General features: G+C 59.7%; 9 protein-coding genes, 1 tRNA gene and 1 pseudogene. 1 reads left to right on the top strand and 10 read right to left on the bottom strand.

Features of this window, described 5'->3' with window-relative positions; all coding sequences use genetic code 11:
* A pseudogene (rpsL, locus tag DBR47_RS24255) lies at nt 1-90 on the bottom strand (30S ribosomal protein S12); the annotation flags it as partial.
* Nucleotides 91-504: 414 nt separating this feature from the next.
* Between rpsL and DBR47_RS24250 the strand changes: the two are divergent.
* Nucleotides 505-999 carry a putative toxin-antitoxin system toxin component, PIN family gene (locus tag DBR47_RS24250; RefSeq protein ID WP_124455050.1) on the top strand — a complete coding sequence of 165 codons (495 nt, stop codon included), beginning with the start codon at nt 505-507 and terminating at the stop codon, nt 997-999.
* A gap of 45 nt (nt 1,000-1,044) precedes the next feature.
* On the opposite strand, the gene rpoC is transcribed toward DBR47_RS24250, so the two are convergent.
* The 9 genes from rpoC to DBR47_RS24205 all read right to left on the bottom strand — a co-directional run bounded on the left by rpoC (nt 1,045) and on the right by DBR47_RS24205 (nt 13,894).
* On the bottom strand, nt 1,045-5,265 hold the full coding sequence (rpoC, locus tag DBR47_RS24245; protein ID WP_124455048.1) for a DNA-directed RNA polymerase subunit beta': 4,221 nt from the start codon (nt 5,263-5,265) through the stop codon (nt 1,045-1,047).
* A 159-nt stretch (nt 5,266-5,424) separates the two neighbouring features.
* Complete coding sequence (gene rpoB / locus DBR47_RS24240) at nt 5,425-9,546, bottom strand: DNA-directed RNA polymerase subunit beta (RefSeq protein WP_124455047.1); 4,122 nt, start codon at nt 9,544-9,546, stop codon at nt 5,425-5,427.
* Between the two features lie 438 nt (nt 9,547-9,984).
* Nucleotides 9,985-10,362, bottom strand: a complete 378-nt coding sequence (gene rplL, locus DBR47_RS24235; RefSeq protein WP_058721894.1) for a 50S ribosomal protein L7/L12 — start codon at nt 10,360-10,362, stop codon at nt 9,985-9,987.
* Nucleotides 10,363-10,407: 45 nt separating this feature from the next.
* Nucleotides 10,408-10,947, bottom strand: a complete 540-nt coding sequence (gene rplJ, locus DBR47_RS24230; protein ID WP_124455046.1) for a 50S ribosomal protein L10 — start codon at nt 10,945-10,947, stop codon at nt 10,408-10,410.
* Between the two features lie 320 nt (nt 10,948-11,267).
* Complete coding sequence (gene rplA / locus DBR47_RS24225) at nt 11,268-11,975, bottom strand: 50S ribosomal protein L1 (protein ID WP_124455044.1); 708 nt, start codon at nt 11,973-11,975, stop codon at nt 11,268-11,270.
* A gap of 1 nt (nt 11,976) precedes the next feature.
* Nucleotides 11,977-12,408 (bottom strand): 50S ribosomal protein L11, encoded by a 432-nt coding sequence (gene rplK / locus DBR47_RS24220; RefSeq protein WP_124455043.1) that lies wholly within the window; start codon nt 12,406-12,408, stop codon nt 11,977-11,979.
* A gap of 238 nt (nt 12,409-12,646) precedes the next feature.
* Complete coding sequence (gene nusG / locus DBR47_RS24215; protein WP_124455041.1) at nt 12,647-13,237, bottom strand: transcription termination/antitermination protein NusG; 591 nt, start codon at nt 13,235-13,237, stop codon at nt 12,647-12,649.
* A 37-nt stretch (nt 13,238-13,274) separates the two neighbouring features.
* Complete coding sequence (secE, locus tag DBR47_RS24210) at nt 13,275-13,658, bottom strand: preprotein translocase subunit SecE (protein ID WP_124455039.1); 384 nt, start codon at nt 13,656-13,658, stop codon at nt 13,275-13,277.
* Between the two features lie 160 nt (nt 13,659-13,818).
* Nucleotides 13,819-13,894 (bottom strand) — tRNA-Trp (locus tag DBR47_RS24205).
* Nucleotides 13,895-13,943 lie beyond the last annotated feature (49 nt).

Below are 13,943 nucleotides of genomic sequence, written 5' to 3'. Positions count from 1 at the left end.
ACGCTGGGGGCAACCCTGCATCGCCGGCGATTTGGATTTCGTGACCTCGGTCTCACGACCGTGGCGCACGAGCTGATTGATGGTTGGCATAAGTAACTTGTTCCCGTTTGAAGTCACACGCTTCGGCGGCAAGGCTCAGGATGAGCTGCCTTCAGAACTCGTCTTGGCACCGCGAAGCTAAGGTCTTGAATCGACCAACAAACCAAGGCCGGCACGCTGCCGACCATAGCTGCCGCAAGGAATCGCGCTCAAACTGAACTCGACCCAATCTTGCAGCACTAGATGCAAAGACTTTGCAGGACTTTTTGAACCGCGCGCGAAATGCGCAGCAAGGCCCGCCGAAGAGCCTGCGATTGTAGACCAGAACCCGGAAAACACACAAGCACGGGCGCGCAGCTCAGGCAGAGCCCAGGAATCGCCAGGTTTTCGGTGCAAAACCAGGTCAAGAAGGCCTGAAAACCGCAACATCCCGGTATTCTTGTCGGCTTTTGCCAGCCAAGCGCCATGACTCCAGCCCCCTGCCCCGCCACTAGCCCGCCACCCAAGCTGGTCATCGACACCCAGGTCGTGATGGATTGGCTGGTCTTTAACGACGCGCGGGTACAAACCTTGGTCGAGGCCATCAGCCGCGGTCAGCTGCTGTGGCTGGGCCAGCCCGCCATGTTGGATGAGATCTTGCACGTGCTGGGTCGCGGCGTGGCGGCAAGCTATGCGCCCAATTTGGAACAAGTGCGTGAAGGGTTTGCCAAACACTGCCAGATGTTGGATCAGGTACCGCCGCGTGTGATTCGCTTGATCTGCCGCGACCCGGACGATCAAATGTTCATCGACCTGGCGGTCGAGGCCAAGGCACGCTGGCTGATTTCTCGCGACCGGGCGGTGCTGGCCTTGGCCAAGCGGGCACGAGCTTTTGGGGTGGATATCTTGACGCCCGAAGTCTGGACCCGGCAGTACCTAGCCAGCCTCCAAGGCGCCGACATGCCAACACAACAGGCGTAAAAAAAGGCCACCCGAGGGTGGCCTTTGCTTGTTGGCTGAACCGAATTATTCGGCCGAGCCTTCTTGACCGGCGTCCACGCTGGCCATTTGTGCCGAAGCCAATTCCTCGGCTTCTTGCTGAGCGATAGCACGGCGCTCGGCGTCGTCCATCTTCTCCTTGGCATAACGGGCGCGGTGGAAAGCCATACCGGTACCGGCGGGGATCAGGCGACCCACGATGACGTTTTCCTTCAAGCCGCGCAGCTCGTCGCGCTTGCCCATGATGGCAGCCTCGGTCAGCACGCGGGTCGTTTCCTGGAAGGAAGCGGCCGAGATGAAGGAGTCGGTCGACAGCGAAGCCTTGGTGATACCCATCAGCACGTCCGAGTGGGTGGCAATCATCTTGCCTTCCTTGCGCAGACGGTCATTGGTGTCCAGCAACTCCGAGCGCTCGATCTGCTCGTTGATGATGTAGCTGGAGTCGCCCGGGTTGGTGATCTGCACACGACGCAGCATCTGGCGAACGATCACCTCGATGTGCTTGTCGTTGATCTTCACACCTTGCAAGCGATACACGTCTTGCACTTCGTCGACGATGTAGCGAGCCAGCTCTTCGATGCCAAGCAGGCGCAGAATGTCTTGCGGGTCGGCAGCGCCGTCCACAATCAATTCGCCGCGGTTGACCACCTGGCCTTCGTGCACCAGGATGTTCTTTTCCTTGGGCACCAGCTCTTCGTGCTTCTTGCCGTCCGGGTCGGTGATTTCCAGGCGAATCTTGCCCTTGGTCTCCTTACCGAAAGACACCGTACCGGTTTGCTCGGCCAGCACACCCACATCCTTGGGCGAACGGGCTTCGAACAACTCGGCCACACGCGGCAGACCGCCGGTAATGTCTCGGGTCTTCTGACCTTCCATCGGGATACGGGCCAGCACTTCGCCAGGAGCCAGCTCTTGGCCGTCGCGCACCTGGATCAGAGAACCGACCTGGAAGCCGATCGTCACCGAGTGGTCGGTGCCGGGGATCTTCACTTCCTGGCCATTGGCATCCAGCAGCTTGACCTGCGGGCGCACGATCTTGGCCGAACCGCGACGCTTGGGGTCGATCACAACCAGGGTCGACAAGCCGGTGACTTCGTCCACCTGCTTGGCCACGGTCACGCCTTCTTCCACGTTCTCGAACTTCGCGGTACCCGCGAACTCGGTAATGATGGGGCGAGTCAGCGGATCCCAATTCGCCAAGATGGTGCCAGCCTTGATGGCCTGGTCCGGCTTGATGCTCAGGATGGCGCCGTAAGGCACCTTGTGACGCTCGCGCTCACGGCCGTGCTGGTCGGCAATGATGATTTCGCCGGAACGGCTAATCACCACCAACTCGCCCTTGCCGTTGGTCACATAACGCATGGTGGCGTTGAAGCCGATCAAGCCTTCCGACTTGGCATCGACGCTCGAAGCCACGGCCGCACGCGAAGCCGCGCCACCGATGTGGAAGGTACGCATGGTCAGCTGAGTACCGGGTTCACCGATGGACTGAGCAGCGATCACACCGACGGCTTCACCAGCATTGACCAGACCGCCTCGGCCCAGATCGCGGCCATAGCAATGGGCGCACAGACCAAAGCGTGTGGCGCAGGTCAGCGGGGTACGAACCTTGACCTCGTCCACGCCGGCTTGTTCCAGCATGTCCAGGGTGTCTTCGTCCAGCATGGTCTTAGCCGGCAGCAGCACGGCCTGGGTCTCGGGGTGCAGCACCTCGATAGCCGTGACACGACCCAGCACGCGGTCGCGCAGGGATTCGATCACTTCACCGCCTTCGACCAGGGCGCGCATGGCCAGGCCGTTGTCGGTGCCGCAATCATCCTCGATCACCACCAAGTCCTGCGTCACGTCAACCAGACGACGGGTCAGGTAACCCGAGTTCGCCGTCTTCAAAGCCGTGTCCGCCAGACCCTTACGAGCACCGTGGGTGGAAATGAAGTACTGCAGAACGTTCAGACCTTCGCGGAAGTTCGCGGTAATGGGCGTCTCAATGATGGAGCCATCAGGCTTGGCCATCAGACCCCGCATACCGGACAGCTGACGAATCTGGGCTGCGGAACCGCGAGCACCGGAGTCGGCCATCATGTAGATGGAGTTGAAGGACTCCTGATCCACTTCCTTGCCGTGACGGTCGGTGGTCTTTTGCTTGGACAGCTGGGTCATCATGACCTTGCCGACTTCGTCGCCGGTCTTGCCCCAGATGTCCACCACCTTGTTGTAGCGCTCGCCGGCTGTCACCAGACCGGAGATGTACTGCTGCTCGATTTCCTTGACTTCCTGCTCGGCGCGAGCGATCAGCACGGGCTTCTCGGGCGGCACCAACATATCGTCGATGGCGATCGAAATACCGGCGCGCGTGGCCAGACGGAAACCGCTCTGCAGCAGCTTGTCGGCCAGCACCACAGTTTCCTTCAGACCGCACTTGCGGAAGGAGGTATTGATCAGGCGCGAGATTTCTTTCTTCTTCAGCGCCTTGTCAATGTTCGCGAAGGGCAGGCCCTTGGGCAGGATTTCGCTCAGCAAAGCGCGGCCCACGGTCGTGCTGGTCAGCTTGACTTCGGGGATCCACTCGCCAGGCTGGCTGCCCTTGGTGTAGTGCACCATGCGGACGTTGACGCGGGCGGTGATTTCCACCGCGCCGTTTTCCAACGCACGGATCAGCTCGGGAATGTCCGAGAAGACCATGCCCTCGCCCTTGCCGTTGATGCGCTCGCGGGTGGCGTAGTACAGACCCAGCACCACGTCCTGCGAAGGCACGATCGAGGGTTCGCCGGATGCGGGGAACAGCACGTTGTTGGAGGCCAGCATCAGGGTGCGGGCTTCCATCTGCGCTTCGATCGACAGTGGGATGTGAACGGCCATCTGGTCACCGTCGAAGTCGGCGTTGAATGCCGAGCAAACGAGCGGGTGCAGTTGGATCGCCTTGCCTTCAATCAGCACGGGCTCAAAGGCCTGGATGCCCAGACGGTGCAGCGTAGGCGCACGGTTCAGCAGAACCGGATGCTCCTTGATGACCTCTTCCAGGATGTCCCAGACCACCGGCGTGCCGGATTCGACTTCCTTCTTCGCCGCCTTGATGGTGGTGGCGATACCCATCGCCTCCAGACGCGAGAAGATGAAAGGCTTGAACAGCTCCAGCGCCATCAGCTTGGGCAGACCGCACTGATGCAGCTTCAGGGTCGGGCCCACGGTAATCACCGAACGACCGGAATAGTCGACGCGCTTACCCAGCAAGTTCTGACGGAAACGACCGCTCTTGCCCTTGATCATGTCGGCCAAGGACTTGAGAGCACGCTTGTTGGCGCCGGTCATGGCCTTGCCACGACGACCGTTGTCCAGCAGCGAGTCCACGGCTTCCTGCAGCATGCGCTTTTCGTTGCGCACGATGATTTCAGGGGCCTTCAACTCCAGCAGACGAGCCAGACGGTTGTTGCGGTTGATGACGCGACGATACAGATCGTTCAGGTCGGAGGTGGCGAAACGGCCACCGTCCAGCGGCACCAGCGGACGCAGGTCCGGCGGCAACACGGGCAGCACTTCCAGCACCATCCAGTTCGGCTTGATGCCCGAACGCTTGAAGGCTTCCATGACCTTGAGGCGCTTGGAATTCTTCTTGACCTTCAGCTCGGAGCCGGTCATGTCGTTGCGCAGGCGATCGATCTCGACGTCGAGATCCATCTCTTCCAGCAACTTCTTGATGCCCTCAGCGCCCATCAGGGCGATGAACTCGTCACCGAACTCCAGGCGCTTCGCGTCGTAGTCGTCCTCGGTCATGATCGAGAACTTCTTCAGCGGCGTCATGCCCGAGTCAACGACCACGTAGGCTTCAAAGTACAGCACGCGCTCGATATCACGCAGCGTCATGTCCAGCACCAGGCCCAAGCGCGAAGGCAGGGACTTCAGGAACCAGATGTGAGCGCAAGGCGCGGCCAGGTCGATGTGGCCCATGCGGTCACGACGAACCTTGGTTTGGGTGACTTCAACGCCGCACTTCTCGCAGATCACACCGCGGTGCTTGAGGCGCTTGTACTTGCCGCACAGGCATTCGTAGTCCTTGATGGGACCAAAGATCTTGGCGCAGAACAGACCGTCACGCTCGGGCTTGAACGTGCGGTAGTTGATGGTCTCAGGCTTCTTCACCTCACCGAAAGACCACGAACGGATCTTCTCGGGCGAGGCCAGCCCGATCTTGATCGCGTCGAAGTGTTCATCCGGGGTGAACTGCTTGAACAGGTCCAGTAAGCCCTTCATGGCTTCTCCTAATTTGTGGTTGGATGCAATGAACTTTTAGTCAGTGAGGGACAGAGCGACTCGCGGGTACGCGAGGGCGGTCTGTCCCGCAAAGACTCTTAGCCAGTTGGGGACAGAGCTACTCGCGGGTACGCGAGGGCGGTCTGTCCCGCAAGGCCATTAGTTCCGCTCCAACTCAATATCGATACCAAGCGACCGAATTTCCTTGACCAACACATTGAACGATTCCGGCATGCCGGCTTCGATCGTGTGCTCACCCTTGACGATGGACTCATACACCTTGGTACGGCCGTTCACGTCATCGGACTTGACGGTCAGCATTTCCTGCAGGATGTAGGAGGCGCCATAAGCTTCCAGCGCCCACACTTCCATCTCACCGAAACGCTGGCCACCGAACTGCGCCTTACCACCCAGCGGCTGCTGCGTGACCAAGCTGTAGGGGCCGGTGGAACGGGCGTGCATCTTGTCGTCCACCAAGTGGTGCAGCTTCAGCACGTGCATATAGCCGACGGTGGTCGGGCGCTCGAAGCGCTCGCCGGTGCGGCCATCCGACAGATAAGCCTGGGTGCGCGAGGCGGTCAGGCCCTTCTTGGCGGCGATGTCGTCCGGGTAAGCCAGCTTCAGCATGGCGCGGATTTCTTCTTCCTTGGCACCGTCGAAGACCGGGGTCGCGAAAGGCACGCCGTTGCGCAGGTTGTGAGCCATCTCGACGATTTCCTCGTCGCTCAGGTCTTCCAGATGCTCAGGCTTGCCACCGGACTTGTTGTACAGCTCATCGAAGAACTGACGCAGCTCGGACACGCGAGCGTGTTCTTGCAGCATGTCGCCGATGCGCTGGCCAATGCCCTTGCCGGCCCAGCCCAGGTGAACTTCCAGCACCTGACCCACGTTCATCCGCGAGGGCACGCCCAGCGGGTTCAGCACGATGTCAGCAGGTGTGCCGTCGGCCATATAGGGCATGTCTTCGATCGGAGCGATCTTGGACACGACACCCTTGTTACCGTGACGGCCGGCCATCTTGTCACCAGGCTGCAGGCGACGCTTGACGGCCAGGTAAACCTTGACCATCTTCAGCACGCCAGCGGGCAGCTCGTCGCCTTGCGTCAGCTTCTTGCGCTTTTCTTCAAAAGCCAGGTCGAAGCTGTGACGGGTCTGTTCCAGCGAGTTCTTGATCGATTCCAGCTGATTGGCGACTTCGTCCTCTGCAGGACGGATGTCAAACCAGTGGAACTTCTCGACGCCGGCCAGATAGGCCTTGTCGATGACCGTGCCCTTGGCGATCTTCTGCGGGCCGCCGTTGGCCACGCGGCCGTTCAGCAGCTTTTCGATACGGTCGAAGGCGTCGGCCTCAACAATACGCAGCTGGTCGTTCAGGTCCAGGCGGAAGCGCTTCAGCTCATCGTCAATGATTTGCTGAGCGCGCTTGTCACGCTGGATGCCTTCACGGGTGAAGACCTGCACGTCGATGACGGTGCCCGAGGTGCCTTGATCGACACGCAGGGACGTGTCCTTCACGTCGGAAGCCTTCTCGCCGAAGATGGCGCGCAGCAGCTTCTCTTCCGGAGTCAGCGTGGTCTCGCCCTTAGGTGTGACCTTGCCCACCAGCACGTCGCCGGGGTTGACTTCGGCACCGACGTAGACGATGCCCGACTCGTCCAGGCGAGCCAATTGCTGCTCGGACAAATTGGGAATGTCACGGGTGATTTCTTCGCTGCCCAGCTTGGTGTCACGCGCGTTGACCACCAGTTCCTCGATGTGGATCGAGGTGTAGCGGTCTTCGGCGATCACGCGTTCGGAGATCAGGATCGAGTCTTCGAAGTTGTAGCCGTTCCAGGGCATGAAGGCGACCAGCATGTTCTGGCCCAGGGCCAACTCACCGATGTCGGTGGACGCACCGTCAGCAATGATGTCCTCGGCAGCCACCTTGTCACCACGGCGCACGATGGGGCGCTGATGGATATTGGTGTTCTGGTTAGAACGCTGATACTTGATCAGGTTGTAGATGTCGACGCCGACTTCGCCAGCCACGGTTTCTTCGTCGTTGACGCGAATCACGATACGGTTCGTGTCCACGTAGTCGACGATACCGCCGCGACGAGCCGCCACGACCGTGCCCGAGTCCTTGGCCGCAACGCGCTCAACGCCGGTACCGACCATGGCCTTTTCAGGGCGCAGGATAGGCACAGCTTGACGCTGCATATTGGCGCCCATCAATGCGCGGTTCGCATCGTCGTGCTCCAGGAAGGGCACCAGCGATGCCGCCACCGACACGATCTGGGTAGGCGCCACGTCCATGTACTGGATGCGCTCGGGAGAAGTCAGCACCGACTCACCGTTCTCACGAGCCGAAACCAGCTCGTCGATCAGTGCGCCTTCCTTGCTCAGCGAAGCATTCGCCTGCGCAATGACGTACTTGCCTTCTTCGATGGCCGACAGATAGTCGATCTGGCTGGTCACCTTGCCGTCGACGACGCGACGATAAGGCGTTTCCAGGAAGCCATACTCGTTCAGCTGTGCGTACAGAGCCAAGGAGTTGATCAGACCAATGTTCGGGCCTTCAGGCGTTTCGATGGGGCAGACACGACCGTAGTGAGTGGGGTGCACGTCACGGACTTCAAAGCCCGCGCGTTCACGCGTCAAACCACCCGGGCCCAGGGCGGAAACACGACGCTTGTGCGTGATTTCCGACAGGGGGTTGGTCTGGTCCATGAACTGCGACAGCTGCGAGGCGCCGAAGAACTCCTTCAAAGCCGCAGAGATGGGCTTGGAGTTGATCAGGTCGTGCGGCATCAGGGCTTCGGTCTCGGCCTGGCCCAGACGTTCCTTGACGGCCTTCTCGATACGCGCCAGACCCGAGCGGTACTGGTTTTCGGCCAGTTCGCCCACGCAACGCACGCGACGATTGCCCAAGTGGTCGATGTCATCGACTTCGCCACGGCCATTGCGCAACTCAACCAGGATCTTGACGACGTCGAGGATGTCCTCGTTCGACAAGGTCATGGCGCCTTCGGGCGTGTCGCGGCCCGCACGGGCGTTGAACTTCATCCGGCCCACGCGCGACAGATCGTAGGTATCAGCGCTGTAGAACAGGCGGTTGAACAAGGCCTCGACGGCGTCTTCCGTCGGCGGCTCGCCGGGGCGCATCATGCGGTAGATGGCCACGCGCGCAGCCAGCTGGTCGGCGGTTTCGTCGGCTCCAAGAGTCTGGCTGATGTAAGCGCCTTCATCCAGCTCGTTGGTGAACAAGCACTGGATGTCCTTGATGCCAGCTTGGCGCAGCTTCTTCAGCAGCGCATCGGTCAGCTCATCATTGGCCTTGGCGATGATCTCGCCGGTGTCGCCGTCGACCATATTCTTGGCCAGCACGCGGCCGAGCAAGAAGTCTTCGGGCACGGTGACGTGCTGGGTGCCGGACTGCTCCATCTGACGCACATGACGCGCGGTGATGCGCTTGTCCTTCTCGACGATGACGGTGCCGCTCTTGTCGGTCAGGTCAAAGCGAGCGACTTCACCCTTCAGGCGGTCGGCCACGAATTCCATCTGCGCACCTGCGTCCATCAGACGGAAGTTATCGAAGACGAAGAAATGCGCCAGGATCTGCTCGGGATTCAGGCCGATGGCCTTGAGCAGGATGGTGACCGGCATCTTGCGGCGGCGGTCCACGCGGAAGAACAGGATGTCCTTGGCGTCGAACTCAAAGTCCAGCCACGAGCCGCGGTAAGGAATGATGCGGGCCGAGAACAGCAGCTTGCCAGATGAGTGGGTCTTGCCCTTGTCGTGTTCGAAGAACACGCCAGGCGAGCGGTGCAGCTGCGAGACGATGACACGCTCGGTGCCATTGACGATGAAGGAACCGTAGTCGGTCATCAAGGGCACTTCGCCCATGTAGACCTCTTGTTCCTTGATCTCCTTGACGGTCTTCGCCTGGGGCGATTCACGGTCATAGATGATCATCTGCAGGCGCGCGCGCACGGCGGCTGCATAGGTCAAGCCACGTTGTTGGCACTCGCGAGTGTCAAACGGGGGCTTGGCGATGTTGTACTCGAGGAATTTCATTTCCACGAAACCGTTGTGCGAAACAATCGGGAACGCGGACAAGAAAGCTGCTTGCAGGCCCTCGGCCTTGCGCTTTGCAGCGGGAACATCCTTTTGCAGGAAGGCGACATAGGCCTCCTTCTGCATGGTCAGCAAATAGGGAACGTTGAGAACGCTCTCACGCTTGCCAAAGCTCTTGCGAATTCGCTTGCGCTCGGTATAGCTATAGGGGGTTGCTTGCGCCATAAACACTCCGTGTCGAGAGCCCATCCCTGGCCGTGGAACAGGCTTCGTCGGCGACTGGCTTTCCGAACCTATTCCAGGACGGAAGGTTCGACGCTTGGTGGTTGGCCACTACCAACCGCTGGCGGACAACCCCGGCATTGCACCGAAGTCCGACCAAACCGGCTCTCTGCAGTCGGATCAGAGAACACTTGAAAGAACCGCGCATCATACCCCGCGCGAGGCTTTCAACTATCCTCGGAACAACAAGACCTTCAAACGCTAAAAGGGGAGGTCTAAAAGACCACCCCTTTTAAGTCATTCACAAGCGCCCTGCCCCTGTACTTATTGCCAACTGCCTCGTCAGGCTCATCAGCGACAAAGAGCAGACCGGTTGTGTGACCTGGTACTGCGTCGTAAGACCGGATGAGGGCCGCCGGAGCAGGCCCACATCCAAAGTCATTACTTGACGTCGACCTTGGCGCCGGCTTCTTCCAGCTTCTTCTTGGCGGCGTCGGCATCAGCCTTGGACACGCCTTCCTTGACAGCCTTGGGAGCTGCGTCGACCAGGTCCTTGGCTTCCTTCAAGCCCAGGCCGGTGATTTCGCGGACAGCCTTAATGACCGACACCTTGTTGGCGCCGACGTCAGCCAGGATGACGTTGAACTCGGTCTGCTCTTCAGCAGCGGCTGCACCAGCAGCAGCGCCACCAGCTGCGGGAGCAGCCATAGCAGCGGCGGACACGCCGAACTTCTCTTCGATGGCCTTGACCAGGTCGTTGAGTTCCAGAACGGTCATTGCGTCCAGGGCGGTGATGAATGCGTCTTTATCGAATGCCATTTGAGGCTCCTAGATTCAGTATTGGTTGCTTGTAAAGCTGATCGATCAAGCTGCAGGTGCAGCTTCTTCCGCAACAGCGGCTTCGGCAGCAGGAGCGCCGGCGCCACGCTGTTCGGCCACAGCAGCCACGACACGCGCGAAGCGCGAGACGGGCGACTGCATGAGACCCAACAGTTGAGCCAGCAGAACTTCCTTGCTGGGCACAGATGCCAGGGCCTTGATGCCGTTTGCGTCCAGGGCCTTGCCGCCATAGGCGCCGCCCTTGATGATCAGTTTGTCGTTGCTCTTGGCAAAGTCAGCGATGACTTTAGCGGCGGCAACAGCGTCTTCAGAAAAGCCATAGATCAGCGGGCCGACCATGCTCTCTGCAGCAGCTTCGAACGGGGTGCCGGCGACAGCGCGACGTGCCAGGGTGTTCTTCAGCACGTGAAGATAAACACCCTTGGAACGTGCGTCGACGCGCAGCTTGTTCAAGGCTTCCACAGTGAGGCCACGGTATTCGGCCAACGCCAGGGTCTGCGACTTAGCCGCTTGGGCTGCCACATCCGTAACGACGGCTGCTTTCTCGTTGCGATTGAGACTCAAGGTCTACTCCTCACAAAAACGTGTTCTTTGCCCTACGCTTTTTTGCTTCAGGCTCCAAACACACCCGGGTTCAGCGACCTTCTGTCCAGGAAACCCATTCCTCGCTCTTTTCAAAGCCAGAAACAAATCAAACCTTTACAGCGGGACCGCCATCTGCGCTGGCTAAAGACGGGGCTGAGGCCCTGTCTTCGATTAAGCAAACGCATTCAAGAATGCATTCGCGCCAACGGTCTTGGATGACGCGCGAGAGGCTGTTCGCCTCTCGCGCCCCACCAATTCATCAGTGCAGCGCCAGACTAGCGCTACACCTCATTTGAAACTCAGGCCGAAGCTTGAGCGTTGATGCTGGCCACGTCCACGCGGGCGCCAACGCCCATGGTCGACGAGATCGCAACCTTGCGCAGGTACACGCCCTTGCTCGTTGCCGGCTTGGACTTGTTCAGCGCTTCGATCAGCGCGCGCAAATTGCCTTCCAGCTTGTCAGTGTCGAAGGAGCGACGGCCGAGGGTGCCGTGGATGATGCCGCCCTTGTCAACGCGGAACTGGACTTGACCAGCCTTGGCGTTCTTGACAGCGGTTGCGACGTCAGGCGTCACGGTGCCGACCTTGGGGTTAGGCATCAGGCCACGGGGACCCAGCACTTGACCCAGGGTACCGACGATACGCATCGTGTCGGGGGAAGCGATGACCACATCGAAGGGCATGTCGCCAGCCTTGATGCGCTCTGCCAGGTCTTCCATACCCACCACGTCAGCGCCGGCAGCCTTGGCTTCTTCAGCCTTGGCGCCTTGTGCGAACACGGCGACGCGCTTGTTCTTGCCGATACCGTGAGGCATCACGACCGCGCCGCGAACGACTTGGTCAGACTTCTTGGCATCCACGCCCAGTTGCACGGCGACGTCGATGGACTCGTCGAACTTGGCGGTTGCCAGGCTCTTGACCAGTTCCAGCGCTTCGTTCAGCGAGTACAGCTTGGTGGTTTCGACCTTGCCTTGCAGGGCCTTTTGGCGTTTAGTCAGCTTTGCCATCTCAAACACCCTCCACCAGCACGCCCATCGAGCGAGCGGAACCAGCAATCGTACGAACAGCGGCATCCAGATCAGCAGCGGTCAAATCCTTGACCTTGATCTTGGCGATTTCTTCCAACTGGGCGCGGGTCAGCTTGCCGACCTTTTCCAGATGAGCCTTGGAGGAACCCTTGTCGATCTTCGCCAGCTTCTTGATCAGAGCCGTTGCGGGCGCCGACTTGATGACGAAGGTGAAGCTCTTGTCTGCGTAGGCGGTGATGACCACCGGCAACTTCATACCCGGCTCATGGCCTTGGGTCTGAGCGTTGAACGCCTTGCAGAATTCCATGATGTTCAGACCGCGCTGACCCAGCGCCGGACCGACCGGAGGCGAAGGATTAGCCTTGCCTGCCGCCACTTGCAGCTTGATAAAGCCGACAATTTTCTTGGCCATAATTTCTCCTTACAGAATCGCAGCGGCCTCGCCGCAATCCCTGAGTGCTAGCGCAAGGGGCTAGAGATTCACACCTCGTACCCTTGCTCCTCTTGCCTGCATCTCGTCGCAGGCTGACTACGGACAGGATGCAGTTCGCATAGCGCTCGCTGCGAGCCCTGTCAGGCTCTTAATCACTTGCCAACCTTTTGCCTTCAGCCCTTCGGGCTTTCGGCGAAAAGTCCGACGAACAAGTTCGTCAGACTTTTTCAACCTGCGAGAAGTCCAACTCCACCGGTGTCGCACGACCGAAGATGGTGACCGACACGCGAACCTTGGACTTGTCATAGTTGACGTCTTCGATGGCGCCGTTGAAGTCCGTGAACGGGCCTTCCTTGACGCGCACGATTTCGCCCACCATCCACTCGACCTTGGGCCGGGGCTTCTCGATGCCTTCTTGCATCTGGCTAACGATCTTCATCACCTCGGCTTCAGAGATGGGAGCGGGGCGATTCTTCGCGCCGCCCACAAAGCCCGTCACCTTGGAGGTGTGCTTGACCAAGTGCCAGGTGTCGTCTTCCATGACCATTTCCACCAACACATAGCCGGGGAAGAAACGACGCTCGGTCACGGCCTTCTTGCCGTTCTTCAGCTCAACCACTTCTTCGGTCGGAACCAAAATACGGCCGAACTTGTCTTGCATCTCGGCACGGTCGATGCGCTCACGCAGATTGCGCTCCACCGCCTTTTCCATGCCCGAGTAAGCATGCACCACATACCAACGCTTGGGCAGGCCGACCGGCGCAGCAGCGGCTTCGGTCCCGACAATGCTTTGTTGCTCTTCAGTCATTGCAATCCTTCAATGCTTTTCAAAGCCGCAGCAGGGCTTAGCGCTTCCAACCCAGGATCAGGTCGTACAGCACCCATTCCAGCGTCTTGTCCGTCAGCCACAGAAACAGCGCCATCACAACGACAAACGCAAACACATAGCCCGTCATCTGGGTGGCTTCCTTGCGGGTCGGCCACACCACCTTGCGCACTTCGCGCAAGGAATCGCGCCCGTAGGCAATCAAGGATTTGCCGGACTCGGAGGTGAAGAACGCCGCCACGGAACCCGCCAGCAAGACCAGCAGAGCCGCCCATTGCGCGAGCGCACCCTGATTGGCCAAGGCGTAAAACGCCACCAAAGCACCGGCCAGCAACACCACAGCACCACCCAGCTTGACCTTATCGGCGCTGGTGGTGACTGTTTCGACTTGAGGATTGGACATTGATTCTTTTCCATGCCGAGCAAAACGCGCTGCGGCATTCACATTTGCTTTGGATATCCGGGCCGCAATCTCTTGCAGCCATCAGCAGCAAAGCCCGCCGAGAAGGACTCCCGCGGGCTGATGCACTACCAACGAACCAACTACCGTGATCAGCGGTGGCTGGCAGGGGCGGAGGGTCTCGAACCCCCGACCTTCGGTTTTGGAGACCGACGCTCTGCCAATTGAGCTACGCCCCTGTGGCGCTTAAAACTAATTCCTAACTTAAGCCAGGATGGTCGCAACCAC

Origin of the sequence: Paucibacter sp. KBW04 (assembly GCF_003852425.1) — a bacterium.
Classification (GTDB): Bacteria; Pseudomonadota; Gammaproteobacteria; order Burkholderiales; family Burkholderiaceae_C; genus Paucibacter_A.
The sequence above is the reverse complement of the archived record's forward strand: the minus strand, read 5'-3'. Positions and strand labels throughout refer to the sequence as shown.